The organism is Nocardiopsis sp. NPDC007018 (assembly GCF_040635075.1).
GTDB lineage: Bacteria > Actinomycetota > Actinomycetes > Streptosporangiales > Streptosporangiaceae > Nocardiopsis.
The window spans coordinates 68,100-92,591 of sequence record NZ_JBEYHA010000014.1 but is presented as its reverse complement, the minus strand read 5'-3'; the positions used below and the strand labels follow the sequence as shown (position 1 = coordinate 92,591).

Below are 24,492 nucleotides of genomic sequence, written 5' to 3'. Positions count from 1 at the left end.
CGCTGTGACGTGTGGCCTCGTCCTACGCACCGCACTATGGCATCGGGTGCTCCGTAGCGTCCACGGCGCCGGGGGCCCGGGTACGGGTACTGCCCGGCGCCGGGCACGCCCTCACCGGTCTGACCGCGCCGGTCCTGGAGTTCCTCCTGGACGAGCGGAACCGGCCCGGGCCGCCGTGCCAGCGCTGACCGCGTTCGCGGCCACGATCGCCAGGACCGCCGCGATCTCCGCACCGCCCAGCGTCTGCCCCAGCACCCACCAGCCCGCCAGCGCCGCCATCACCGGGTGCACGCTCATGAACAGGCCGAAGAAGCGGGCCGGGACCCTGCGCAACGCGTACAGGTCGCCCAGGAACGGCACCGTCGAGCAGAGCACCCCCGCCACGGCCGCGCACAGCAGCGCCGCCAACGTGGGCGGGTTCAGGTACAGCACGAGGGCGCCCACCGGTGCGAACACCAGAGCCGACACCCCGGCGGCGGCCGCCGACCCCTCGATCCCCGGCAGCCGCCGCCCCACCGTCCGGTTGAGCAGGATGTAGGCCGCCCAGCACGCCGCCGCTGTCAGGGCCAGGGCGATCCCGAGGTGGTCGGTGGTGGGCTGCGGTCGGGTCAGGACCGCGACCGCGCCGCCCGCCACCAGCGCGCACACCAGGTCGGTCCAGCGGCGTGTGGCGGCCAGGGCCACCGCCAGCGGGCCGAGGAACTCCAGGGTGACCGCCAGACCCAGTCCGATCCGGTCGACGGCCAGGTACAGGGTCAGGTTCATAGAGCCGAACACCGCCGCCATCGCCAGCACCGGCCACCACTGGCGCCAGGTGAACGTCCGCAGCCGGGGCCGCCCCACGGCCATCAGCACGGCGCCCGCCACCCACTGGCGGACAGCGACCACGCCCACGGGACCGATCATGGGGAAGGCGAGCGCGGCGGTGGCCGCTCCCACCTGGTTGGAGGCGCCTCCGGCGAGCATCACCGCCATACCGCGCCGGCGTCCGGTGCCCGTCTCCCGGCCGGTCTCCCCGGCCGTGTGCCCGTCGGTGTCGGTGGAAGTCGTCATGGCGCGAGCATCCACCCGCGGTTCGCATACGCAAAATGCATACGAGCGATCTTCTATACGCTGAACGCATGGATCTCGAACTCCGCCACCTGCGCTGCCTGGTCGCGATCGTGGACTCCGGAGGGTTCAGCGACGCCGCCCTCGAACTGGGCGTGTCCCAGGCGGCGGTCTCCCGTAACCTGGCCGCCCTGGAGGGGGTCCTCGGCGTGCGCCTGCTGCACAGGACGAGTCGCCACGGCACCCCCACCACAGCGGGAGTACAGGTACTGGCCCGCGCCCGCCACCTGCTGGCCGAGGCCGACAACCTGGTGAGCGAGGCCACCAGCGGGCACACCCGCCTGCGGGTGGGGCACGCGTGGTCGGCCGTGGGCCGTCACACCGCCGAGTTCCAGCGCCGCTGGGCCGACCGGCACCCCGGGATCGCCCTCCACCTGATCCGCACCAACACCCCCACAGGAGGGCTCGCCGAGGGGCTGTGCGACCTCGCGGTGGTCCGCGCCGCCTTCGACGGCCGACGCTTCGACAGCGCCGTGGTCGGGCACGAGCTCCGGCACTGCGCCATGGCCTCCGACGACCCCTGGGCGCGCCGCCGGTCCCTGCGCCTGGAGGAGCTGACCAGCCGGGTCCTGCTCTACGACCGGCGCACCGGCACCACCACCGCGGACCTGTGGCCCGACAACGCCAGGCCGGAGATGGAACCCACCCGGGACATCGACGACTGGCTGGCCGAGATCGCCACCGGCCGGGCGGTCGGCATCACCCCGGAGAGCACCGCCACCCAGTACCGGCGCGACGGTATCGTCTTCCGACCGCTGCGCGACGCGCCGCTCATCCCGGTGCGGCTGGTCTGGCGGCGGCACGACCCACACCCGGCCACGCACGCGGCGGTCGCACTGCTCACGGAGCTGTACGCCCGCTAGAGAGCGGCCGGGAACCCGCCGGGAGAACCACCCCGGTCGTCGGTGTGCCCGGCCATTGGGCTCGCCCCGCCCAGGCCGGAGGGTCAGGGGTTGAGCGAGTCGATGAGGTCGACGACACCCACCTGCTGGAGCCCGTTGACGAGCAGGAGGAGGCCCACGATGCCGACGACCCAGGACAGGGCCTCCCGCGAGCCCGCGTCGATCCGCTCCCGCCAGCGGTCCAGCCTCGGGCGCAGACGTTCGCCGAACACACGGTGGGCCAGGTAGAGCAGGACCGGCGGGAGCACCATCACCAGGTTGTAGGCGGCGAGCACGGGCAGCCAGGCGTGGACGGCCAGGCCCGAGGCGCTCATGATGCCGATGGCGCCGAGGTAGGGGAGCGCGGTCCCGGCCTCCAGCAGCCCGGTGGCCAGGCCCAGCCCGATCATCGTGGTGGTGCGGAACGAGGCCGGGCGGCGCGGGGGCCGCTTGCTGTTCGGCATCACCCAGGAGTAGGCGAACAGCCCGCCTCCGAGGACCACCATGCCCCAGCCCGCCAGAGGGCTGTCGGCCAGGGGGGTGAGGCGGTCCATCACCGCGCCCAGACCCAGCATGAGCGCGCACCCGAGCGCGAAGTAGAACAGCGCCACCGTTCCGAGGTAGGCGAACAGCGGACGGGCCACGGAACGGGCTCCGCTGAGCAGTACGAAGAGGGAGACACCCAGCGTGGTGGGGCTCAGGGTGTCCAAGAGCGCCAGACCGGCGACCGGCAGGAGGACGTCCAGGGGAGGCATGCGGTACTCCGGATCTTTTCAGCTCGACTGTGCGAAATAAAATAACACAAGTGTGCTAAAAAAGTGGAGTGCCCAAGATCGTCGATCACGAAGAACGCCGCCGCGCGCTGGCCGAGGCTCTGTGGAGGGTGATCGCCCGCTCCGGACCGCAGACCGTGTCCATCCGTACCGTCGCCGCTGAGGCCGGTCTGTCCTCCGGCGCGTTGCGCCACTACTTCCAGACCCGCGAGGAACTCCTCGTCTTCGCTCTGGACCTGTCCGAGGAACGGGTGGTCCGGCGGATGCGGGAGCACTCCCGCGACCAGGACCCCGACGCCACCGTGGTCGAACGTGCCGCCGGGTTCGCCGAGCACATGCTCCCCCTGGACGAGATCCGGCGCGCCGAGTACCGCGTCTGGGAGGCCACCGGGATCATCGGCGAACGCGATCCCCGCCTGGAGGAGCGCTGGAACCAGCAGCGGGGCCTGTACCGCCAGCTCGTGGGCGCCCTGGGAGGCCTTCCCCGCCTGGACGACCCCGCGAGGACGCACCCCGACCCCTGGCTGGAGGACTGGGCCTCGTTCCTGCACACCTTCGTGGACGGGCTCTCACTCCAGATGATGGTCAACCCGGACCAGGTCCCGCCCGACACCGCGCGGGCCCGACTGCGCGCCTTCCTGACCCACGTCGAGTCCAGCAGGCGGTAGCCGCCCCGGTCCGTACCGGACGTGGACGGGCCACCCCTCGGACTTGGACATACTGGATGCCGACACGGGGTTTCCAAGGGATTCGGGGGGATGGCGTGACCACCACGCAGGGCGACGGGAACGTTCGGGAGCACGGGAGCGGGGTCGAGTTCAGGGCCGCACGACCGGAGGATGTCCCCGCGCTGGTCGAGCTGGTCAACTCCTGCTACCGGGGCGACGACTCACGCCGGGGCTGGACCACCGAGGCCGACTTCCTCGACGGGCAGCGCGTGGACGCCTCCGCCATGACCGAGCTGCTGGGCCGTACCAACACCCTGGTGCTCGTGGGCGAGTCCGGGGGCGAGATCGTCACCTGCTGCGAGCTCCAACGCAGTGTCAACGGCGCCTACTTCGGGATGTTCTCCGTGCGGCCGGAGCTCCAGGGGGCGGGCCTGGGCCGGATCGTGCTGGCCGAGGCCGAGCGCACGGCCGCCCAGGAGTGGGGCTGCCGCCTGATGCGGATGAAGGTCCTCAAACAGCGCCCCGAACTCATCGCCTGGTACGAGCGGCGCGGCTACACCGGGACCGGGAAGACCGAACCCTTCCCCTACGGCGACACCGCCTTCGGGCTGCCGCGCCGGGACGACCTGGCCTTCGTCGAACTCACCCGCGAACTGCACCTGGACTGACCGTCAGCGCGGTTCGAGGTTGGCCGACATGCGCTCCAGGACGTCGACGGCGTCGCGGTACTCCTGGTCGCCGATGCCCTCGCACAGCCGTTCCCGGGCCCGGCTCACCCGCTGGAGGAGCTCACCGTGGGCACGCCGCCCCTCGGGAGTGAGCTCCAGGGAGACCAGCCCGCTCACCCACCCGCGCCGGCGCAGCGACTCCACCACCGGGGCCACGCCCGTCTCGTCGTCCTCCAGAAACGGCGCCAGGCGCTGGTCCAGCTGGAGAACGGTGCCGGGGTCGACGTGCAGGGAGTTGAGCACCTGCCACTGACGACGGCTCACGGAGTCCTCGGCGAGGGTACGGTCGAGGTCGTTCTCGATGAGCCGGTCCAGGTGCTTGAGCCAGTACCCGATCGGTAGGTCGGACATGGGGCCTCCGGGTGGCCGAGGTCTCGGGACGGATCGACGATATGTCGCCCGCCCGGGTCCCCGCCAGCCCTTGAGCGGGGTGTCACCCCGCGAGTCCGGCGCGGGCGAACCGGGTCCGGGAGGGTGTCCGACCCAGCCGGTAGTGTGCCCGCATGCCCGACTCCCGTTCCGCACCGCGGTACCTGCGCGGCGACGCGACCAGCCCCCAGGCCTCCGGGCCCAAGATCATCGCCCACGTGTGCAACAACCGGGGCGGCTGGGGCAAGGGGTTCGTCCTCGCCCTGTCCCGCCGCTGGTCCGCGCCGGAGCGCGACTACCGCGCCTGGCACCGGGGGCGGTCCGCCAACGACTTCGCCCTGGGCGCGGTCCGGTTGGTGCGGGTGCTCCCCGACGTCCACGTGGCCAACATGGTCGCCCAACACGGGGTCAGGCGCGGAAGCGGCGGCCCGCCGATCCGCTACGAGGCGCTGGCCACCTGCCTCGGCAGGCTCGCCGACCACGCCCTGGAACTCGGGGCGACGGTGCACATGCCCCGGATCGGCTGCGGACTGGCGGGCGGCCGGTGGGAACACGTGCTGCCCCTGATCCGGGAGCACCTCCTGGAACGGGGCGTGAGCGTCACCGTCTACGACGTGGACTGAGCCGGGCGCCCCGGGCTGGGGTCAGGGCCCCTCGACGAGGCCGGTGAGCACCCGGCGAACCATGCGCTCGAACAGGACGTGGGTGTCCTGGTCCGCGCCCGGGCTGGCCGCCAGCGCGGCCGTGACCAGCGGGTGTCGGTCCGGGGTCGCGGCCGCGCCGGGGACCCGGGTTCGGGAGGGGGAGTCCCCCTCGGTGGCGGCACGTCGGATCTCGGTCCGGGCGAACAGGGTCACCAACCCGTTCACCAGGCCGATCGTCTCCAGCCGGGCGGGGTGGGCCAGCCGGGTCGGCTCGAGCGCGCGCAGGGCGTACTCCAGGTAGTCCATCCCCCGGGGGCCGGGGACCGGCTCGGTGGGAAGGTCCAGGAGCCACGGGTGGTCCAAGTGGGTCCGTTTGGCCCGGGAGGCCAGCGCCGCCAGGTCCTCGACCGGGTCCCCGGTCAGCGCCACGTCCAGGTCGATCTCGCCGGAGACGGCGTCCGCCATGAGATCGAGCAGGTCGGCGCGCGTGGACACGTACCGGTACAGCGAGGCGGGTCCGGTGCCCAGCCGCCGCGCCACCTGGCGCATGGACACCGCCGCGAGGCCGCCCTCGTCCGCCACCGCCACGGCCTCGGCGGTGATCTGGGCGCGGCTGCGCTCCGGTGCCGGGCCCCGGGCCCCGCGTTCCGGCCGGTTCCACACGGTCGTCGGTTCGTCTTCCACCGGGCCCCTTGTCTTCACGTGTCGGCGTACCCCTATCCTATTACCGAGAACACCGATCGCAGTATTGGGAGGCGTCATGGACACCAACATGTGGACCCCGACCAGGTGGGCGCGTAACGGCGCCGTCCGACTGGCTCACGACTCCTGGGTCGAAGCACCGCCCGAAGGCGAGCCGCTGCTGCTCATCATGGGTCTGGCCGTCAACCGGACCTGGTGGCCGGACGGCCTGTGCCGAGCACTCGCCGACCAGGGCTTCGCCGTCGCCCGCTACGACCAGCGCGACTCCGGGGAGTCCACCCACCTGCCGCCCACCCGGACCAAGATGCCCGTGACCGCCCTGCTGGGCAGGCGCGGCGACGCCTACACCGCCGAGGACATGACCGACGACACCGTCGCCGTACTGGACGACCTGGGGTGGCCCTCGGCGCACCTGTTCGGGATCTCCCTGGGCGGGGCCGTCGCCCAACGCGTCGCCGTGCGTCACCCCGACCGGGTCCGCACCCTCACCACCGCCTGCGCCGTCCCCGGCGACGTGGGCGGGCTGGGCACCCTGCGGTACATGAACCTGCCCTCCACCCTCAAGCTCAGCCGTATCCGCTTCCCCGACACCAGGGAGGGCGCGATCGAGGCGAACGTGAACATCGCCCGCTTCTGCGCGGGCCCCCGAGAGCCCTTCGACGAGCGGGCGGCCCGCGCCCGCTTCGAGGCCATGGCCGACGTGGGCGCCCGCGACCTCGAAGCGCAGAGCAGGCAGATCGGGGCCCAGTGGCACGGGCCGCCGATCAGTGAGGTCAGGGCGCCGACGCTGGTGTTGCACGGCACGCACGACCCGCTGGTCCGGCCGCGCGCCGCCGCGACGATCGCCGCGCGCGTTCGGGGCGCCCGTCTGGTGCCCCTGCCCGGCGCCGGACACGAGCTCCCTGCCCGGACCTGGCCGAACGTGGCCCAGGAGGTGCGCGCGCTCGCGGACTCCGCGCGGTGAGACGGGCGACGGGTGGGCGGGGCGCGGAACGGGGTCAGCCCGGAACGCGGCACAGGACCGCGCCCCGGGGGATGACGAACACGCCGTCGGGGTGCTCGCTCCACCGCCGCCAGCCGGCGGAGATCCACTCCAGGTCGTCCTGGCTTGCCATGCCCCGGCCGACCGCGTCCCGGCCCATGGTCGACTCCAGGATGCGGCGCGACCACATCCCGCCCCACCAGGCACGGCGTTCGGGGTCGGAGTGGTTCCATACCTCCGCGACATGGCTGACCTCGGTGAACCCGGCCGCGTGCGCCCAGGCCAGCAGGTGGCGCCCGGCATCGGGTTCGCCGCCGTTGGCGCGGGCCACCCGCTGGTACAGCGCCATCCACGCGTCCAGTTCGGGCAGGTTCGGGTACCAGTGCATCGCGGAGTAGTCGCTGTCGCAGGCGGCCACCACCCCGCCCGGCCGGGCGACACGGCCCATCTCGGCCAGCGCCCGGACCGGATCGCCCACGTGCTGGAGGACCTGGTGGGCGTGGACGACGTCGAAGGTGTCGTCGGGCAGGTCCAGGGCGTGGACGTCACCGACCACGAAGTCGACGTTGTCCACACCCGCCTCCTCCGCGTGGGCGCTCGCCCGCTCGACCGCCTCGGCGGAGGCGTCCACGGCGGTGACGCGCCCCGGCGCGACCCTGCGGGCGAGGTCGGCGGTGATGCTGCCGGGTCCGCAGCCCACGTCCAGCAGGGAGCGGCCGGGCCGGACCTCCGAGAGCGCGTAGGGGGCCGAGTTCTCGGCGTCGCGCCACAGGTAGGAGGAGGTGACGATCGGGTGCTGTCCGTGCGTGTACCGGGCCATGGCGTTCCGCCTTCGTCTCGGGGGCTCCGGTCGACCCTACCCGCGAGTCTCCCACTATGAGATCCATTTCTCACTAAGCGAGACGAAACCTGGGTGACTCAGGAGTCCAGGCGTCCGCCCAGGGCCTCCAGGTCCGGGACGAACCAGCACTGGGTGCCGCGCTCGCACTCGCGGACCAGGTCCCGGAAGGCGTCGCTGGCGGCCACGTGCCGGGAGACGTCCCCGACCACGGCCAGGCGCAGGCGGTAGTTGGCGAACTTCTGGAGGAACTCTCCAGCCACACCGGTGCGCAGGCGGAAGAAGTCGGGGTCGAGGCGTTCGGCGGGTACCGCCACCCAGGTGACCCCGTGGTGGAAGGCGTCCCCGATCACGTCCGCGGCCTCGCGCAGGGGCGGGCCCTGCTCCGGGCAGAGCATGACCGGGTGTGCGCCCAGGTGGTGGACCTCGGGGAGGGACATCGGTGTGGTCTCCTGTTCGGGATCGTGTGGGCCGGACCGTTCCGGCGTGCTCACGACCGGTCTCCCGTGAGGGAGTCGACGTAGCCCAGCAGGGTCGCGGTGGAGGCCAGGTCGCCCACGATGACGACCTTGAGTCGGGAGCGCTCCGGGTCGTGCACGACCTGCACGTGGACGCGACCCCGGTCCTCGGGACGTCCGGTGACGGTGAGCAGGGTGGTGAGGCGGTCGACCGTGGCGCGGTCGACGTCGTCGACCTGCACGACGGTGGAGGCCTCCGCGTGGGGAGTTCCCCGGGGCGGCATCGCCTCCTCCGCCAAGGGGCCGCCGGTGAACTCCTCCAGGTCACTGCGGCGGACGCGGTACTGCTTCCCGATCCGGGTGGCCGCCAGGCGTCCCTCTCGAACGTAGGCGCGCACCGTCTTCACGTGCAAGCCCAGGAGGTCGGCGACCTGGTCGACCGAGTAGTACTGCCGGGTCACGTCTCTCCTCACGAACGGCCTATCTTCCTTAAGATTCCCTCATTGTACGCGAAGAAGCGCGATGTTAGGGAAGTTTGAGGAAGATGATGCGGTGAGGGAGAAGCGGGTACAGAAGGGGAGAGGGCAATCCACGGGGGAGAGGGGGAGCCATGGCGCTCCTGCACACCATCAGACCGTGTCTGTGGTTCGACGACCAGGCCGAGCAGGCGGCGGAGTTCTACACCGGCGTGTTCGAGAACTCGCGTGTGCTCAGGACGACGCGCTACGGCCCCGACATGCCGGTCGCCGAGGGCACCGTGCTCACCGTCGAGTTCGAGCTGGACGGGGCACGCTTCACCGCGCTCAACGGCGGGGACCGGTTCACCTTCGACGAGGCGGTCTCCTTCCAGGTCATCTGCCGCGACCAGGCCGAGTCGGACCACTACTGGTACGCGCTCGTCGACGGCGGCGAAGAGAGCCAGTGCGGTTGGCTGCGGGACCGCTTCGGGCTGTCCTGGCAGGTCTATCCGGAGGAGCTGGACTCCCTGGTGTGGGACTCCGAACCCGAGCGCGCGTACCGCGCCACGCAGGCCATGCTCACGATGCGCCGGATCGACCTGGAGGCGGTGCGCCGGGCCGCGGACGGCGTCTGAGCCCACCGGGGAGTCCCGGCGCGCTCGACGCCGGGGCTGGTTTCTCTCAGGTCCTCATGTGTGCCGCGAGCTGGTCCGCGACGCTCCGGGGGGCGCGGCCCAGGAGTTCACCCAGCAGCGGGTCCCGTTCGGCGAAATACCCCTCCCGCGTCGCACGGAACATGGTGAGCGTGAAGCGGGCAGCGCTCTCCGGCATGCCGCGCGCCCGCTGGTCCGCGACCCACTGCTCGTCGTCGACGACGACGCGTTCGACGGAGCGTCCGCTGAGCGCGGAGACGACCCCGGCGAAGTCGTCGAGGGTGACGGCCTCCTCGGCGACCAGGGTCATGGCCCCGTCGAAGGAGCGGTCGCCGGAGAGGATTGCGGCCGTGGCCTCGGACAGGTCGGCGGGGGCGGTCCACGGGACGGGGCCGTCGTCCGGAGCCGCGATCACCCCGGTCTCCTGCCACGGACCGAGCACGGCATCGAAACTGTGGCCGAAGAAGCCGTAGCGCAGGGAGGTCCAGGCGACCCCCGAACCGGCGAGGATCTCCTCGGTGGCGGCGTGGACGGCCGCCGGGGGGTACGGTCCCTCGAACGCGGCTCCCTGTTGACTCGTGTACAGAATCCGCCGGGTCCCGGCCGCGACCGCCGCCTCGATCGCGTTGCGGTGCAGACTCACCATGTCGACCGTCGGGTCGTTCCCGGACACCAGGAGCACCTGGTCGGCACCGGCGAAGGACGCGCGCAGGGCGGCCGGGTCCTCATAAGAGGCCTGTCGCACGCGCACTCCGCGCTCAGCGAGGTGCCGAGCCCTGGCGGGGTCCCGCACACTCACACCGACCCGTTCGGCTGGCAGGCGGCTGAGGAGGTGTTCGACTGTGCCCCCGTTGAGGGTGCCAGTGGCGCCGGTGACGACGATCATGTTCGCGGTCCTTCCTTGCGTGCCCGTGCTCGTGCCGTGTCGGCCTCCGAGCTGGTGGCGCCCGGTCCAATAACTTGACCTGCCGGGTCAGGTTCGCTTCCGCCCACGACCGTAGATAAACTGACTCGGTCAGTCAAGTTATGGCGGTGGCGAGAGGCGGCAGAATCCATGACCGGTGCTACACCCGCGAACCCCCGGCTGCGCGCCGACGCCCGGCGCAACGCGGAGCAGATACGCCGGGCGGCGATCGCCGCCTTCCAGGGGCGGGGTCTGAGCGTGCCGCTGGAGGAGGTGGCCCGGGCGGCGGGAGTGAGCAAGGCGACGATCTTCAACCGGTTCGGCGGCCGGGTCGGCCTCATCGAAGCCGTCATCCAGGAGGTCGTCGCCGACGAGCTCGACGCCGTCATCGACCACACGCGGTCCCTGGACGACGCCGGGGATCGAATGGACCACTACCTCACCGCGATCCGCGACCTCCAGTACCGTCAGCCCACCACCAACGACGTCCTGCTACAGGACTATCCCCATTCGCGGCAGCTCATGGACATCTGCCGTGCCGCGGGAGAGATCTACGAAGAACTCGTCGAGGACGGACACGCCTCGGCGGCCCTGCGGCCCGAGTTCACGGTGGACGACCTGCACGCGCTCGTCGTCGACAACGCTCTCGCCCTCAAACACGGTGCGCTGCCGCCCCGGGACGCCTACGACCGCCGCACCGCCTACCTCCTCGACGGCATCCGAGCGCCGCGGAGAAGGTCCCGCGCCTGACCAGCCCGACCTCCTCATCGGCCGGTGGTGGGCCTCGGACCACCCGGTCAACGGGCACCCGGTGAACGACGCAGGGCGCAGTCGCCGCACAGGCCGCCCCCGGGCACGCGGTAGTACAGGCAACACGTGGTCCTGCGCAGCGTCGCCCTCCCCGCGCCGTCCACGCCCGTGTAGGAACCGGTGCCGGCCAGACACGGGCGTTCCAGCAGCGCCCGCACCACCGCCTCCGCGTCCGCGCGCCGGTCCCTGCGCGCCGCGCCCAGGGCGCGCGCGGCGCCCGCCAGGGCCGAGCCGGTGTTGCCCCGCAACAGTCCCGGAGAGATCCGACCGAGCCCGGTCAGCGCCTCCTCCACCCGCGCCAGAACCCCCTCCACCACCGTCTCCTCCAGCCACGCGGCGACCGCGGCGACGTCCTCCCCCAGCACGACGGCACGGGTCTGCGCCGTGCCCAGGGCCAGTGGTCCCGAGCGTCCCGGCTGGTACGCCAACAGGTCCGCGCGCAGGCCCGCACCGTGGCACAGAGCCGCCGCCAGTACGGGAGAAAGCATCCGGGAGGCCAAACCCTGGTGGAACAGCGAGGCCCCCACCCGCCACTCCACGTCCTCGGCCCCACCGCCGGCGAGCGCCCCGAGCTGGCCCCGCACCCGGTGGACCTCGGCGGCGAGCCGCTCCCGCCCGGACGCGCGGGCCCAGCCGGAGACCGGCTCCCAGCCCCCGTCCAACGGCGCCGCCCGCACCCGGAAGAACACGTTGACGTCCCCGACGTCATCCAACACCCGTTCCAGCACCACGCCCCCCGGTCCACGAACCACCACCCTGCACCACCCCGGCCCGCACGCCACCACGCGGGTAGTGCTGGCACCACCCGCGTTCCTCGTGCTGCTGACCTCGTCCCCGGTGCCCCGAATCCCTAGATTGGTCCCGTGAGCGGTACACGGGAACAGCGGGCGCACGGCGCGCGGCGGGGCGGCGGACGGGTCGGAGCCCGGCTGTCGGCCCTGGCCGGGGTACCGTTCGCCGCCGAGTCGGCCGTGAGCGCACGGCGCCAGCTCCTGGTCCAGGTCCTGCACCTGATGACCTCCATGACCCTGGCCCTGTTCTACCTGATCCCCGTGTCACTGCTGGTCACCGTCGTCACCTGGATCGGTATGGGGATGTACCTGCCCTGGACCGACCTCGGGATCGACTTCCCCGTCTCCCGGATCGTCTGGGACTCGCTGGGATTCCTGGTCGCCCTGCCGGTCGCCGCCACCCTCCTGGCCCGGCTGGCCTGCCGGGTCCAGCGCGACCGCCTCGCCAACGTGTTCGGCATCGTGGAGACCGACCCGCCCGACCCCATGGCCGACGACGCCCCCTGGACCCGAGCGTGGCGGTTCGTCTTCGGCCGGGAGGCGTGGACCATGGTCGTCTACAGCACCGCCGCCGGACTGCACGGGCTCTTCGCCGCGGGACTGGTCGTGGTGTTCGTGGTGTGCGGAGGGGCCTCGGCGATCGGAGCGTCCCTGGGGGTCGCCTACATCCTGGCGATGGGCTCGCCGGGCGACCTGACGGGGCCCCTCGTCCTGGTCATCGCGGGACCGCTCGCCGCCGTGGTCGGGCTGCGTCTGGCCCCGTACATGATCTCCACCGAGGTCCTCCTGCACCGCCTACTGCTCTTCGAGGCCCCCGAGGTCCGCATGCGCCGTCGCCTCCTGCACGTGCAGGACAGCCGCCTGCGCATGGTCGACGAGGCCGAGGCGGAGCGCCGGAGGATCGAACGCGACCTGCACGACGGCGCCCAGCAACGGCTGCTCGCGCTCACCATGACCCTCACCCGGGCGCGCGCCCGGCTGTCCCACGACCCCGAGGGGGCACGCGAACTCATCGCCGAGGCGCAGGCGGAGTCCCGCGAGGTCATGACCGACCTGCGCCAGGTGGCGCGCGGCCTGCACCCCCGGGTCCTGACCGACCACGGGCTCGGTGCGGCCCTGCCGGTGGCGGCCGGACGCTCCCCGGTACCGGTCCGACTCGACGTCGACCTGCACGAGCGTCCCTCGCCCCGCGCCGAGGGCGTGGCCTACTACGTGGTCTGTGAAGCGCTGACCAACGTCGCCAAGCACGCCGGAGCCGACCACGTGGCGGTGGTGGTCGAGCACGTCGCCGCCACGCGCCACGAGGCGGAGCTGCTGCGTGTCACCGTGACCGACGACGGGGTCGGAGGAGCCGACCCCGAGGCGGGCACCGGTCTCTACGGGCTGTGGGACCGCGTGGACGCCGTCGACGGGGAACTGAACGTCCACAGCCCGACCGGCGGGGGCACCGTCCTGACCGCGAACATCCCATGGAAGGCGTGACCGTGAGCACGGCCCACACACACGACGGGCGGCGGGAACCGCGCGTCATCATCGCCGAGGACAGCGTGCTGCTGCGCAGCGGCATGGTTCGGCTGCTGGAGGACGCTGGGGTCGAGATCGTCGCCGCGGTGGGCGACGCCGACGCGCTGATGGCCTCCGTGGCCGAGAACCCCGACGTGGACCTGTGCCTGATCGACATCCGGATGCCGCCCACGTACTCCGAGGAGGGCATCGAGGCGGCGGTACGCATCCGGCGGACCCATCCGGGGATGGCGGTCCTGCTGTTGTCCCAGCACGTGGTCAGCCGGTACGCCGCCGACCTGCTCGGCGGCGGCGCGGAGAGGGTCGGCTACCTGCTCAAGGACCGGGTGGCCGACATCGAGGAGTTCCTCGGGGTGCTGCGCCGGGTCGCCGGGGGAGGGGCGGCGATCGACCCCGAAGTGGTCTCGCAGCTGTTGAGCAGGAACCGGGACCGCGCCCTGGAGAGCCTCACCCCGCGCGAGGGCGAGGTCCTGGAGGTGATGGCCCAGGGCCTGAACAACGCCGGGATCGCCGACCGGCTCACCATCACCGACCGGGCCGTGGAGAAGCACATCAGATCGATCTTCACCAAGCTCGACCTCGGTCAGGACGACCACGACCACCGCAGGGTCCAGGCGGTGCTGCGCTACCTGCGCGGCGCCGACCGCGACTGACCCGCGCCGCAACCGGCACCGGACACACCAGAGGGAGGGCCGAGCCTTCCAGGAAGGGAAGAACATGACTTTCAGGGCACGGGGCCTGTACGCCTCCTCAAGCAAGGAACGCGGAGGCTTTCGCAGGGGGCCGTGGATGTTCCTGGGCGGAGTGCTCGTGCTGGCACTGGTGGTGGTCACCGCGCTCTCGGTGCTGGGGAACATGACCGTCAACCAGTCGGACCGCGCGGACTCCTTCGACGGGGTGAACGCACTGGAGATCGACAACTCCACCCTCGGCGGGGTCGTGCTCCGGGGCGGCGGGGACGGCGGGATCACGGTGGACCGCAAACTGCGGGGCAGCCCGCTGTCGGAACCGGACGAGGACATCGAGACCTCGGGGGACACCCTGGAGATCGACGCCGACTGTTCGGGGCTGGGGCTCTTCGACACCTGCTCTGTGGACTACGACGTCACCGTCCCCGCAGGCACCAGTGTGGAACTGCGGACCGTCAGCGGGCTGGTCTCCGTGGAGAACCTGGAAGGCGAGCTGAGGGTGGAGACCTCCAGCGGCGCCGTGGACGTCACGGAGCAGGTCGGCGCGGTCGAGGTGGAGTCCGTCTCGGGCGACCTCGTCCTCGACGGGGTGGAGGGCGCGGTGGAGGCCCACACCGTCAGCGGCCGGATCACCGCCTCCGGCGCGGGCTCCGTGCTGGACGTCTCCACCACCTCGGGGGAGGTCGTCGCCGAGGGCTTCGGCGCCGAGGAGGTCCGTGCCGAGTCGGTGAGCGGGTCCATGGAGTTCGGCGGCGGGTTCACCACCCTGGAGGCGTCCACGACCTCCGGCGGGATCAGGATCAGGACCACCGAAGCCTTCGAACTGCTGTCAGTGGAGACGGTCAGCGGCGAGGTCGTGGCCACCGTGCCGGACGGGGTGTACGAGGTCGAGGGTGATTCGGTGTCCGGGCAGCGCGACATCGACGTCACCACCGGGTCCGGAGCCGACGGCACCATCGACGTCTCCACCACCAGCGGATCGGTCCGCGTGAGTTCCTAGGTCCGGGGCACGCTGTCAGACCTACCGGCGTTCGAAGCGCAGCGCCGCCCAGTCGGAGTCGATCGGCACCAGGGCGGTGCTGCGCCACCCCGCGTCCACGAACGTGTCCCAACCCTTGTCGGCGGTCAGGTCCGTGATGATGGTGCCGCCCCGCTGGGGGAAGCACACCCACAGGCGGGTCGAGGGCCCGGCGAGTTCCAGGGCGCGCGGTCCCTCCCGGTCGACGGTGCCCCGGTCCAGGGTGAACAGGTGCAGGTCGTCGTACTCGGCGCCCTCGACCGGTCCGAGGTCGATGTGGAGGTCGGGCGGGGGGTCCAGCAGCCGCAGGTAGCGTTCCGGGGCGTTGAGGACGAGCAGCCGGTCTCCGGGCTCGACTCCCAACCTCCGGGCGAGTGTCTCCGACATTCCTCCTCCGTTCACGCGCCGGGCCGTGCGCGGCCTCTCCTGGGCCACCGTACGGTTCCCGCGCTCCGAATCCGAGGACCTCCCCCGTCTCGACCCGGACATGACCGTCTTTTTAGGATGCGCTCATGACACTTGAGAACGGTGGGCCGCGCTGGGGCGTGGTGGGGACCGGCGGTATCGCCCGCGCCTTCATGAAGGGGCTCCTGGCCGTCCCCTCGGCCCGGGTCATGGCGGTGGCTTCGCGCACGCGTGACCGGGCGGAGGAGTTCGGGCGCGAGTGGGGCGTGCCGAACCGCCACGGGAGTTACGAGGATCTCGCCGCCGATCCCGACGTGGACGCGGTGTACGTGGCCACCCCGCACCCCTGGCACCATCCGAACACCCTCCTGATGCTGAACGCGGGCAAGCACGTGCTCGTGGAGAAGCCCATGGCGATGAACGCGCTCCAGGTGGCGCAGATGGTGGCGGCGGCCCGGGCCAACGACCGCTTCCTGATGGAGGCCCTGTGGTCGCGCTTCCTGCCCGCCTCCAAGCTCGCCCGCGAGCTGGTCGCGGACGGTGCGGTGGGGGAGCTGTGCGCGGTCTCGGCGGACTTCGGGATCAACGTGCCCTACGACCCCGACCACCGGCTGTTCAACGTCGACCTCGGCGGCGGCGCCCTGATGGACCTGGGGGTGTACCCGCTGTCGTTTGCGGCGCAGTACCTGGGTGAACTCACGGTGGTGGGTGCCACCCGGCAGTTGTCCCCGGACCGGATGGTCGACACCCAGACCACCGTGCTGGTGCACGGGGAGAACGGGGTGAGCGCCGCCCTGAACTGCGCTTCGCGCAACGTCCTGCCCAACCGTGCGGTGCTCGCCGGGACGGACGGGTGGATCGAGATCCCGTCGTTCTGGGCCGCGACGGAACTGGTCCTGCACCGGGAGGGCGGCGCTTCGGAGCGGTTCCACCGGCCCTTCCGCGCCAACGGCTACGAGTACGAGATCGAGGAGGTCGGGCGCTGCCTGGCGGCCGGGGAGCGGGAGAGCTCCGAGATGACCTGGGCGGAGAGCCTGCGGCTGGCCGGGGTCACGGACCAGATCAGGGACGTGGGCGCCCTGGTGGGCGGCCCGTCCACGCCCTAGAACCGTCCCCCGGGGATGAGCCCGCCCGCCCCCGCTCCGGTGGGGGTGGCGCGGACGGCGAAGTCGTCGCGCGTCGGCCTGCCCGGCGCGGTCCGGCCCCGGGTGGCGTGTGCGGGGCGCGGCCGGGAGGTCAGGGCGCGGCCCAGCGCGAACCGTGCCAGGGGGAGCGCCCCCATGCGGGCCACGACCAGGACCGCGTCCTTGGGGCCGACCTCACGGGCGAAACGGGCGTCCAGTACGGGGTCGCCGCTGCGGGGGGCCACCCCGTAGATCTCGCCGTCGAACATGCGGTAGGCGTCGCGGACCAGCAGGGACTCGGGGTCCAGGCCGGGGCCGTCTCCGAGCCATTCGGCGGCGTCGGCGGCGATCCGCTGGACCAGACCGGGCACGGGACGGTCCTGTCGGGGGAAGACCCGGGCCGGGCCCAGGCCCTTGCGCCAGCCCGCGTAGACGGCGGGGTGGCGCGTGCGCAGGACGACGTAGGTGCTGGACAGGGGGTGGGCGAGGACCTCGCGGTTGAGGAAGTGCGTCATCAGCGCGGCGGAGAGTCCGGACCTGCGGTGGGCGGGCACCACTCCGGCGGCGTCCAGGTACAGGGCGTGGCGGGCGGCGAAGCGGCGGCGGTGGTAGCCGCCCCAGCCGACGGGGACTCCGTCCGGGCCGAGGATGAGCGCGAGCGAGGAGATCTGGTCGAAGAACCCGGAGGCCATCCTCGCGTGCCAGTACCCGGAGTGGTCGGCGCCGAAGGCGCGGGCGGCCAGGTCGCGCAGCGTGTGGTGGAGCCGTTCCCGGCACGCGGGTGCCAGGGATGTGGGGTCGTCCCAGCGGGCGACACGGTAGCCGGGCCGGAGCGGGCGGACGGTGGGCGCGACACTGAGTTCGCGCAGTTCCAGGCTGTGGTGTCGAATCTGGTCGGGCACGCGGAAGCCCCACTTTCATTACTCTACGAAAGTAAACGACTCCTTAACGTAGCGGCTTTGTGGCGTTCTCGGGCCGACTTGACCCAACTGGAGGTTCCCGGGACTACCCGGACACCGGGACAGGGGAGACGCCCGACCGCCGCCGGTACCGGTTCCACGCGACCCCCGCGTAGGCGCAGCCGATCACGCCCGCGATCACGAACCGCGAGGCCACCAGGTACTGCGCCGGGTACAGGACGCCCGTGATGTGGAAGTCGATGAACCCGTTCTCCATCACCGCGCGCCCGGTCCGCTCCCGCGACCAGTTCTCGACCTCGGTGAGGAAGCACGACCACCCGACGATGACGATCCCCAGCGCGTAGACGGCCACCAGCAGGTGCGGCCAGAACAGCCGCGGCCACCTCCAGGCGAGGAAGCCGCCGAGAACGACGTAGGCGAAGAACAGGTAGTGGAGGACCATCGCGGTGTGGCCGATCAGGAGGGGCATACCGCGAACCTAGGCCGGAAGGGGACCGCCGGACATCGGTGCGGGTACCCACCACCGGTGAGCACCCGTACTCATGCGCCCGGGCCGCCGCCCTCCCGGACCGGGCGCCCACGGGCTCCCGTACGCGTGAGGCGGTCGCCCAACCGGACCATCTCCTCACGCAGCTCCACGGGCTCCTCGACCCACATGTCGACGTCGAGCATGGCCAGGTAACAGGCCATGCCGACCAGGTCCTCGCCCGCGCACAGCAGGACGCAGGAGTGCTCGTCCACCGCCTCGACGACGCCGTGGCGAGCCGCCGGGCCCTCCATGGCGGTCTCGGCGGACACACCCAGCCGCACCCGCGCCTTGATCGGCCACATGTGCAGGCTCATGCGGTCGGCCAGGTACCCGGCCACACCGCCCTCGGGTGCCTCACGAGGGGGCACCCGCGGACCCGTGGGGGTGAGCGGGCGCATGCGGTCGACCCGGAAGGTGCGCCAGTCGTCGCGGCCGGTGTCCCAGGCCACGAGGTACCAGCGCCGCCCCCGGGAGACCAGCCGGTGCGGCTCCGCGGTCCGGCGCGCGGTCGTGCCGTCGTGGCGCTCGTAGTCGAAGCGCAGCACCTCGCTGTCGCGGCACGCCGCCGCCACGAGTGTGAGGGTCCGCGAGTCGACCGTGGGGCCCTCGCCCGGCATCGGCACGGTGAAGGTGCCCAGCGCGTCCACGCGGCGCCTCAGCCGGGAGGGCAACACCTGGAGGAGTTTGGCCAGGGCCCGCACCGAGGTCTCCTCGATCCCGGAGACACCGCCCTGCGCGGCGGTGCGCAGCCCGACCGCGACCGCCACCGCCTCGTCGTCGTCCAGGAGGAGCGGAGGCAGCGCGGCGCCCGCCCCCAGCTGGTAGCCCCCACCGGTGCCCATGGTCGCCTCGATCGGATACCCGAGATCGCGCAGGCGCTCCACGTCGCGGCGAACGGTGCGGGGGCTGACCCCCAACCGATCGGCGAGGTCGGCTCCCGGCCAGTCCTTGCGGGTCTGGAGGAGGGACAGGAGCTGGAGCAGCCGGGCCGAAGTCGACTTCATGCCCCCGAGTGTGACAGGAGTGGAGGTCGGTTTCCGTCCTCCACTCCGGCCCGGGTTCCCCGCGCCCCGGTACCGGCGGCGGGTGGACGCGCTCGGGGTCGTGGGCGGCACGGTCGTCTCCGATTCGTTCCAGGGGCTCGACAAGGGGTGCCTGCTCCACGCGCTGCGGGAGCTGGGACCCGGATTCGTCGGCGTCACCCAGGTCCCGCACGACACCTACCTCCGCACCTTCCGCGACCCGCCCCGGACGGTGACCGGGGCAGGGCTCCGCGCGGGTGCGGTCCGGCCCCGGTCAGGTGGCCGTCGGTGCGAGGCGGTCGGGAACCAGCACGCTCAGGCAGGTGACGCAGGCCTCCAACTTCTCGAACTCGGAGATGTCGACCGGCAGTACCCGCCAGTGGTCGGCGGCCAACTGGTGGATGGTCTCGTGGGCGGCGGCGCTGACCAGCACGTCGCGGCCGCCCAGGGGCAGCACGTGCGCTCCGGGCTCCTCGGCGACGGGGCGCACCGGCGGCAGCGCGGCGGTGTCCACCAGCTCGGGCAGGCCCACCAGGGTGCCGTCCGGCAGGGCCGTCACCGCCGACTTCAGGTGCAGGGCCCGCCCCAGCCGTACCCGGCGGACCTTGCGGCCCAGCGGCGCCAGGTGGCGTTCGAGCTGCCGGGCGCCCTCCTCGTCGGTGCGCTCCCCGATCCCGACGTACACGTCCTCCCCGACCTGGAGGACGTCGCCTCCGTCGAGGGTCCCGGGCTCCTCGATCCGTACCACCCGCAGTCCCAGGGCGCGGACCGTGGCCTCCACACCCTCGACCTCGCCCCGGCGCGCCTTCGCCCCCGGCCGGGTCAGGACGGCCAGGTCCTCACACACCACCAGGGGGTCCTCCACGAACACCGAGTCCGGGAGGTCGGGCGCCGCGTCCACCTCGTGCACACGCCACCCGGCCGAGGCCAGCGTCTCCTGATAGATCGTGTACTGGCGGGCCGCCAACACCGGGTCGACCGGGGTACGGGCGACATGGGTGACGATGCCGTCGGCCAGTCGGGGACCGGGTCGGCGCATCAGGGCGACGCCGAAGGTGCTGAAACCGTCCATGCGAACTCCAGGGGATCAGGGGACCGGGAGGCCGGGCTCCCATGAGGGGAGCCGCAGCGTATCGCCACTCCCTACCCCGTTTGGAGGACCGGCACGCGGACCGAACGGCTTGTTCGTCGGCGCAGGTCAGGGCAGGGTGGACATATGGACGTGATCGTTGTCGGCGGCGGGATCGTGGGGGCCAGCGCGGCTTTCCACCTGACGAAGAAGGGGGTGTCCACCGCGCTGGTGGACGCCTCCCACCTGGGGCAGGCCACGGCGGCCGGGACGGGGGTCGTGTTCCCGTGGCCGTTCCCCTGGGACGCGCCGCCGGTGTGGGACTTCAAGGCCCGCGCCGCCGCGCACTACCCCGAGCTCATGGCGGAGCTGGCCGAGGACGGGCAGAGCACCGGGTACGAGGTGGTCGGCGGCCTGTCCGTGGACCGCGAGGGCGGGGACTCCGGGTACGAACTGCTCAGCACGCTCTCCCAACGACCCGAGTTCGCCACCATGGGCCGTGTGGAACGGCTGTCCGAGGGGGAGCCCAGAGACCTCTTCCCCCTGTTGCCCGAAGCCTACTCGGGGGTGCGGGTGGAGGGCATGGCCCGGATCGACGGGCGCCGGGTGCGGTCCGCCCTGTTCGACGCCGCCGGGGAGCGGGGACTCCGCTACTACAAGGGCGACTCCCGGCTGCTGTGGAACGGCCACAGGGTCACCGGGGTCCGGGTGGGCACGGAGGACCTGGAAGCCCCGACGGTGATCGTGGCCGCCGGGGCGTGGTCGGCGGGGCTGTTGTCCGTGGCCGGGGTCGACCTGGGGGTGCGCCCGGTACGCGGACAGGTGACCCACTTCGCGCTCCCGGGGCGGGACACCCGCCCCTGGCCGGTGGTGCGGTTCGGCGAACTCGACCACTACGTGAGCGCCTTCGGCCCCGACCGGGTGGTCACCGGTGCCACCAGTGAGCCCGAGGCGGGGTTCGACCGCAGGGTGACCGCCTCCGGCCTGCTGCACAACCTGTCGTCGGCGCTGGAGCTCCTCCCGGAGCTGGCCGAGGCCAGCGTGGTGGAGACCCGCGTGGGGTTCAGGCCCGGCACTCACGACGGCCAGCAGCTGCTCGGGCCCGTGGAACGGCTGCCCGGTGTGCTGGTCGCCACGGGGCTGGGGTCGCAGGGGCTCACCTTCGGCCCGTTCCAGGGGGTGGTGGCGGCCCGCCTGGCGATGGGGGAGGGCCCGGGGCCGGACCTGTCCGCGTTCGTCCCCGACCGCCCCCAGCACCCCTCTGTGGCCTGAACCCCGGGCGGGGCACCGGGGCGGCGCCCGGGGGGTCCCGGTCCCGCACCGCACCGGTGGGTCGCGCTCTGGTCAGGCGTTGGGAGGCAGATCCGTTCCCGCGCCCCGCCTGCGGGCGCGCAGGAGGTCGTGGCGCTCGGCCGGGAGGGTGGGCTCGCCCGCGCCCTGCACGACGAACCCGGCGTCGGCGATCATCTCCAGGTCGTCGCGGCCCGCCTGCCCCTCGCTGGTGAGGTAGTCGCCGAGGAAGATCGAGTTGGCGATGTGCAGCGCCAGCGGTTGGAGGGAGCGCAGGTGGATCTCGCGCCCCCCGGCCAGCCGCACCTCCACGTCGGGGAAGACGAACCGGGTGGCGGCCAGGACGCGCAGGCAGCGCTGCGGGGTCAGCTCCCACGTGCCCTCCAGGGGCGTACCGTCGAACGGCATGAGGAAGTTGACCGGCACCGAGTCCGGGCCCAGGTCACGCAGGGCGAACAGGGCGTCGACGAGGTCGTCGTCGGACTCCTTCATACCCGCGATCAGCCCGGAGCAGGGCGACAGCCCCGCGTGCTTGGCCCGTTCGACCGTGTCGACCCGGTCGGCGAACTCGTGCGTGGTGCAGATGTCGGAGTAGCGTTCCCGCGAGGTGTTGAGGTTGTGGTTGTAGGCGTCGACCCCGGCGTCGCGGAGCCGGTCGGCCTGACCCTCCGAGAGCAGACCGAGGCAGGCGCACACCTCGACCCCGGGGTGCTGTTCCTTGATCCCGGCCACCGCCGGGGCGAGGCGGTCCACGTCGCGGTCGGTGGGCCCGCGCCCGCTGGCCACCAGGCACACCCGGCTGGCCCCGGCCCGTACACCGTGCGCGACGGCCTCACGGGTCTGGTCGGGTTTGAGCCAGGTGTACTTGACGATCTCGGCCCGGGACCCCAGGCGTTGGGAGCAGTAGGTGCAGTCCTCGGGGCACAGGCCGCTCTTCATGTTGACGAGGTAGTTGAGCTTGACGCGGCGGCCGAAGTAGCGACGGCGGACCCGTGAGGCGGCGGCCACCAGGTCCATCAGGTCGTCGTCGGAGCCGGTCAACACCTCCAGGAGTTCGTCGCGGGTGGGGGCCTCGCGCCGGAGGGCCTTGTCGGAGAGTGCGTGCAGGCGAGCGTGGAATGTCGTCACGGGCACGATCCTGGGGGCTGGACGCGGGTGCGCGCAGTGCCCGAACCCGCCAAGAATCCGCCGTGAGTCTTGTGCCGCTCCGCACGCGTCGCGGCCCGGGGCTCCGGCAGCGGGGTGTCCGGATACGGTCAGCACGCGTCCGGACGGCGTGACCGCCGCTACGGTACCGCCCATGCGAGAACTCCCCTCCCCGGCGCCGACCGGCGCCCCCTGGTCGTCCCCGGTGCGCCTCCTGGGCACGGGCCTGCTCGTCCTGGCACCGGTGCTGTTGCTGGTCGGAGTGTTCCTGGACGCGGGCCGGTTCGTGCACGGCGCGGATCGCGTGTGGGTGGCGGCCCTGGCCGCGTCCTCGCTGTTCACGCTGGGCGTCTCGCTCGGGGGAGCTCGCGCTGCGCGCGGGCTCGGCCCCGCAGAGCTGGGAATCCTCGGGCCGCTCACCCGGGTGGCGGCCCTGGTCCTGTTCGTGGTGTCGCTGAACGGTGCCGTGGTGGTGGGGCGCGCCCTGCTGTTGCCCGTGTGGTCCGCTCCGGGCGCCGCGGCGTGGCTGACGGCCTCCTGGGTGGCGCTGGCCGCCGCTCTCCTCGTTCTGGTGGTCGGTGGGCACCCTCCGACCGCGTCCGGGCGGACGATCCTGGGCGGGACGGCGAACGTACTGGCGGCGACCCTGGTCGTCGGGCTCGCGGTGGGTACCCTCCTCCCCTACGGGCACGAGTCCGCGGGAACCGGCGGTGAGGCCCCCGTGCCCGGCACCGTCGGTCAGGTGGTCTGGACACAGCCCCCGTACCCGGGGCGCGCGTCCGCCCTCCACCCCACCGCCCACGGCGTGCTCGAGGTGGCGGAGGACAGGGTGTTCGGGGTGAACCGGAGCTCGAACGTGACGACCTGGTCCTACACGTCAGGCGGGGAGCCGCCGGAGGTCGTGGTGCGGGCCGGAGGCGAGATCGTGGACGTGCTGCTGCCCGGCCGGGAGGCCTTCCTGACCCTGGACACCCGGACGGGCGAGCCCGTGGTCCCACCGCCGGGCAGCGGTCGCCCCGTCGCCGACAGCTCCGGGGAGGCACTGGTCCGGCAGCTCGGAGCGCATCCCGGTGACGCGCTCTGGGAGTACGGGGGAGAGGAGGGGTGCCTACCCCGGGCGGGCGGCCGGGAACGGCTGGACGACGAGGGCGTGGTGGCCGTCGGCGACACCGTCGTGGTCGCGCTGTTGTGCGCGGAGGGCCTGACCGACCCCCTGGAGGGCGATGTCCGGGCAGCGCCCCGGCTGGTGGGTCTGGACTCCACGACCGGTGAGCGGCTGTGGAGCGTCGACCACCCGGGCCCGGGAACGGAACTCCGCGCGGGCGGAGGGGTGGATCTTCCCGTACCGGTCACCGCGGTCTCCCTCGGGCCGACACCGCACACCGGCTCCTGGGCCGGTGACGCCGTCGCCTTCGAGGGTGGCCCCTACGTGGACGCGGCGGACGGCACGGTCCTGCACCCGGGGGACGGCACCGCACCGGGCGAGGGGGAACCGCTGGAGGGGGCGACGGTGCATGGGGGACGTGTCCTGGTCGACTTCGGCGCGGACTCCTACGTGAACACCGTGTGGACGCCGGGCACGGAGGGCACGCGATCCGAGGTCGCGCCGGAGGACGTGCGGGTGTGGTTCGAGGAACGCGCCTGGGACGGGCGCCTGCTGCGGGAGACCGCTCCGGTGGCGCTGGAGCGGCCACCGCCCGCGGCCCACACCGAACCCCTGACCGACGCGGTGGTGCACGCGGTGGACGGCGCCACCGTCCTGGTGCACCCATGGGGCGGCAGCCCGCACCACGAGGTCACCTCCCCCGCCCTGACGCGCATGGAACTGAAGGGCGCGCCCCTGCCGCTGGCGGTCCCGGGCTCGGTCCTTCTCCTGACACCGGCGGGGGACGGGCTGGTCGCGGCCCTCGGCTGAGGGACCGACCGGGGCCGCCCGAACCGGTGCGCACCCCTGCCGGGGCAACGGGGCCACGACGGCGCCGCCCGC

The 24,492-nt window shown here is 72.6% G+C and carries 28 protein-coding genes; 13 read left to right on the top strand and 15 right to left on the bottom strand.

The annotated features are described in order from the left end of the window. Nucleotides 1-111: 111 nt before the first annotated feature. Nucleotides 112-1,053: an EamA family transporter gene (locus tag ABZ635_RS10545; RefSeq protein ID WP_357762080.1), complete on the bottom strand. Its 942-nt coding sequence runs from the start codon at nt 1,051-1,053 to the stop codon at nt 112-114. A 68-nt stretch (nt 1,054-1,121) separates the two neighbouring features. Here ABZ635_RS10545 and ABZ635_RS10540 point away from each other — a divergent pair, with 68 nt between their 5' ends. Beyond that, entirely contained in the window at nt 1,122-1,973 is an 852-nt protein-coding gene (locus ABZ635_RS10540) for a LysR family transcriptional regulator (protein ID WP_357762077.1), read from the top strand. Between the two features lie 83 nt (nt 1,974-2,056). Here the strand turns inward: ABZ635_RS10540 and ABZ635_RS10535 are convergent, their stop codons facing one another. Continuing rightward, a complete protein-coding gene (locus tag ABZ635_RS10535) occupies nt 2,057-2,746 on the bottom strand; it encodes a GAP family protein (protein ID WP_357762074.1) in 690 nt (229 codons plus the stop codon). Nucleotides 2,747-2,814: 68 nt separating this feature from the next. Here ABZ635_RS10535 and ABZ635_RS10530 point away from each other — a divergent pair, with 68 nt between their 5' ends. Both ABZ635_RS10530 and ABZ635_RS10525 read left to right on the top strand, forming a co-directional pair. After that, nucleotides 2,815-3,432 (top strand): TetR/AcrR family transcriptional regulator, encoded by a 618-nt coding sequence (locus ABZ635_RS10530; RefSeq protein ID WP_357762071.1) that lies wholly within the window; start codon nt 2,815-2,817, stop codon nt 3,430-3,432. Between the two features lie 95 nt (nt 3,433-3,527). Further along, nucleotides 3,528-4,100, top strand: a complete 573-nt coding sequence (locus ABZ635_RS10525; RefSeq protein WP_357762067.1) for a GNAT family N-acetyltransferase — start codon at nt 3,528-3,530, stop codon at nt 4,098-4,100. Nucleotides 4,101-4,103: 3 nt separating this feature from the next. Here ABZ635_RS10525 and ABZ635_RS10520 read toward each other — a convergent pair whose 3' ends face one another. After that, nucleotides 4,104-4,511: a MarR family transcriptional regulator gene (locus ABZ635_RS10520; RefSeq protein WP_357762065.1), complete on the bottom strand. Its 408-nt coding sequence runs from the start codon at nt 4,509-4,511 to the stop codon at nt 4,104-4,106. Nucleotides 4,512-4,663: 152 nt separating this feature from the next. Here ABZ635_RS10520 and ABZ635_RS10515 point away from each other — a divergent pair, with 152 nt between their 5' ends. Next, nucleotides 4,664-5,152, top strand: a complete 489-nt coding sequence (locus tag ABZ635_RS10515) for a macro domain-containing protein (RefSeq protein WP_357762062.1) — start codon at nt 4,664-4,666, stop codon at nt 5,150-5,152. 21 nt (nt 5,153-5,173) lie between these two features. Here ABZ635_RS10515 and ABZ635_RS10510 read toward each other — a convergent pair whose 3' ends face one another. Continuing rightward, entirely contained in the window at nt 5,174-5,857 is a 684-nt protein-coding gene (locus ABZ635_RS10510; RefSeq protein WP_357762059.1) for a TetR/AcrR family transcriptional regulator, read from the bottom strand. Nucleotides 5,858-5,933: 76 nt separating this feature from the next. Between ABZ635_RS10510 and ABZ635_RS10505 the strand changes: the two genes are divergently transcribed. Further along, complete coding sequence (locus ABZ635_RS10505) at nt 5,934-6,839, top strand: alpha/beta hydrolase (RefSeq protein WP_357762056.1); 906 nt, start codon at nt 5,934-5,936, stop codon at nt 6,837-6,839. A 34-nt stretch (nt 6,840-6,873) separates the two neighbouring features. On the opposite strand, the gene ABZ635_RS10500 is transcribed toward ABZ635_RS10505, so the two are convergent. The 3 genes from ABZ635_RS10500 to ABZ635_RS10490 form a co-directional block, all read right to left on the bottom strand. Continuing rightward, nucleotides 6,874-7,677: a methyltransferase domain-containing protein gene (locus ABZ635_RS10500; RefSeq protein ID WP_357762053.1), complete on the bottom strand. Its 804-nt coding sequence runs from the start codon at nt 7,675-7,677 to the stop codon at nt 6,874-6,876. A 98-nt stretch (nt 7,678-7,775) separates the two neighbouring features. After that, nucleotides 7,776-8,189, bottom strand: a complete 414-nt coding sequence (locus ABZ635_RS10495; protein ID WP_357762050.1) for a DUF4180 domain-containing protein — start codon at nt 8,187-8,189, stop codon at nt 7,776-7,778. Then, nucleotides 8,186-8,614 carry a helix-turn-helix domain-containing protein gene (locus tag ABZ635_RS10490; protein WP_357762047.1) on the bottom strand — a complete coding sequence of 143 codons (429 nt, stop codon included), beginning with the start codon at nt 8,612-8,614 and terminating at the stop codon, nt 8,186-8,188. Before ABZ635_RS10490 ends, ABZ635_RS10495 begins: the two co-directional genes overlap by 4 nt. Before the next feature lie 149 nt (nt 8,615-8,763). On the opposite strand from ABZ635_RS10490, the gene ABZ635_RS10485 reads away from it, so the two are divergent. Beyond that, nucleotides 8,764-9,246, top strand: coding sequence for a VOC family protein (locus ABZ635_RS10485; RefSeq protein ID WP_357762045.1), 483 nt, complete (start codon nt 8,764-8,766; stop codon nt 9,244-9,246). A 46-nt stretch (nt 9,247-9,292) separates the two neighbouring features. On the opposite strand, the gene ABZ635_RS10480 is transcribed toward ABZ635_RS10485, so the two are convergent. Beyond that, nucleotides 9,293-10,150 carry an NAD(P)H-binding protein gene (locus tag ABZ635_RS10480; protein WP_357762042.1) on the bottom strand — a complete coding sequence of 286 codons (858 nt, stop codon included), beginning with the start codon at nt 10,148-10,150 and terminating at the stop codon, nt 9,293-9,295. 168 nt (nt 10,151-10,318) lie between these two features. Here ABZ635_RS10480 and ABZ635_RS10475 point away from each other — a divergent pair, with 168 nt between their 5' ends. Further along, a complete protein-coding gene (locus tag ABZ635_RS10475; RefSeq protein WP_357762039.1) occupies nt 10,319-10,918 on the top strand; it encodes a TetR/AcrR family transcriptional regulator in 600 nt (199 codons plus the stop codon). 47 nt (nt 10,919-10,965) lie between these two features. Here ABZ635_RS10475 and ABZ635_RS10470 read toward each other — a convergent pair whose 3' ends face one another. Further along, the gene (locus tag ABZ635_RS10470; RefSeq protein WP_357762036.1) at nt 10,966-11,730 is read right to left on the bottom strand and encodes a (2Fe-2S)-binding protein; all 765 of its coding nucleotides are present in this window, start codon (nt 11,728-11,730) and stop codon (nt 10,966-10,968) included. A gap of 111 nt (nt 11,731-11,841) precedes the next feature. Between ABZ635_RS10470 and ABZ635_RS10465 the strand changes: the two genes are divergently transcribed. From ABZ635_RS10465 to ABZ635_RS10455, 3 genes are all read left to right on the top strand, one after another. Further along, nucleotides 11,842-13,251: a histidine kinase gene (locus tag ABZ635_RS10465; protein WP_357762033.1), complete on the top strand. Its 1,410-nt coding sequence runs from the start codon at nt 11,842-11,844 to the stop codon at nt 13,249-13,251. Beyond that, nucleotides 13,239-13,946 carry a response regulator transcription factor gene (locus tag ABZ635_RS10460; protein WP_357762030.1) on the top strand — a complete coding sequence of 236 codons (708 nt, stop codon included), beginning with the start codon at nt 13,239-13,241 and terminating at the stop codon, nt 13,944-13,946. Before ABZ635_RS10465 ends, ABZ635_RS10460 begins: the two co-directional genes overlap by 13 nt. A gap of 64 nt (nt 13,947-14,010) precedes the next feature. Then, entirely contained in the window at nt 14,011-14,982 is a 972-nt protein-coding gene (locus ABZ635_RS10455; protein ID WP_357762027.1) for a DUF4097 family beta strand repeat-containing protein, read from the top strand. A gap of 21 nt (nt 14,983-15,003) precedes the next feature. On the opposite strand, the gene ABZ635_RS10450 is transcribed toward ABZ635_RS10455, so the two are convergent. Then, on the bottom strand, nt 15,004-15,387 hold the full coding sequence (locus ABZ635_RS10450) for a hypothetical protein (protein WP_357762025.1): 384 nt from the start codon (nt 15,385-15,387) through the stop codon (nt 15,004-15,006). Nucleotides 15,388-15,512: 125 nt separating this feature from the next. On the opposite strand from ABZ635_RS10450, the gene ABZ635_RS10445 reads away from it, so the two are divergent. Further along, the gene (locus ABZ635_RS10445) at nt 15,513-16,511 is read left to right on the top strand and encodes a Gfo/Idh/MocA family oxidoreductase (RefSeq protein ID WP_357762021.1); all 999 of its coding nucleotides are present in this window, start codon (nt 15,513-15,515) and stop codon (nt 16,509-16,511) included. On the opposite strand, the gene ABZ635_RS10440 is transcribed toward ABZ635_RS10445, so the two are convergent. From ABZ635_RS10440 to ddaH, 4 genes are all read right to left on the bottom strand, one after another. After that, nucleotides 16,508-17,431 carry a GNAT family N-acetyltransferase gene (locus tag ABZ635_RS10440; protein ID WP_357762018.1) on the bottom strand — a complete coding sequence of 308 codons (924 nt, stop codon included), beginning with the start codon at nt 17,429-17,431 and terminating at the stop codon, nt 16,508-16,510. The two genes, ABZ635_RS10445 and ABZ635_RS10440, sit on opposite strands and share 4 nt — an antisense overlap. A 103-nt stretch (nt 17,432-17,534) precedes the next feature. Beyond that, nucleotides 17,535-17,918: a DUF2784 domain-containing protein gene (locus ABZ635_RS10435; protein ID WP_357762015.1), complete on the bottom strand. Its 384-nt coding sequence runs from the start codon at nt 17,916-17,918 to the stop codon at nt 17,535-17,537. A gap of 71 nt (nt 17,919-17,989) precedes the next feature. Continuing rightward, nucleotides 17,990-18,982, bottom strand: coding sequence for a YafY family protein (locus ABZ635_RS10430; RefSeq protein WP_357762012.1), 993 nt, complete (start codon nt 18,980-18,982; stop codon nt 17,990-17,992). A 292-nt stretch (nt 18,983-19,274) separates the two neighbouring features. Then, nucleotides 19,275-20,072 carry a dimethylargininase gene (gene ddaH / locus ABZ635_RS10425; RefSeq protein WP_357762010.1) on the bottom strand — a complete coding sequence of 266 codons (798 nt, stop codon included), beginning with the start codon at nt 20,070-20,072 and terminating at the stop codon, nt 19,275-19,277. Between the two features lie 144 nt (nt 20,073-20,216). On the opposite strand from ddaH, the gene ABZ635_RS10420 reads away from it, so the two are divergent. Continuing rightward, on the top strand, nt 20,217-21,341 hold the full coding sequence (locus ABZ635_RS10420) for an FAD-dependent oxidoreductase (protein ID WP_357762007.1): 1,125 nt from the start codon (nt 20,217-20,219) through the stop codon (nt 21,339-21,341). Nucleotides 21,342-21,413: 72 nt separating this feature from the next. On the opposite strand, the gene bioB is transcribed toward ABZ635_RS10420, so the two are convergent. Then, complete coding sequence (bioB, locus tag ABZ635_RS10415; protein ID WP_357762004.1) at nt 21,414-22,487, bottom strand: biotin synthase BioB; 1,074 nt, start codon at nt 22,485-22,487, stop codon at nt 21,414-21,416. Between the two features lie 172 nt (nt 22,488-22,659). On the opposite strand from bioB, the gene ABZ635_RS10410 reads away from it, so the two are divergent. Then, nucleotides 22,660-24,420, top strand: a complete 1,761-nt coding sequence (locus ABZ635_RS10410) for a hypothetical protein (RefSeq protein ID WP_357762001.1) — start codon at nt 22,660-22,662, stop codon at nt 24,418-24,420. Nucleotides 24,421-24,492: the final 72 nt, after the last annotated feature.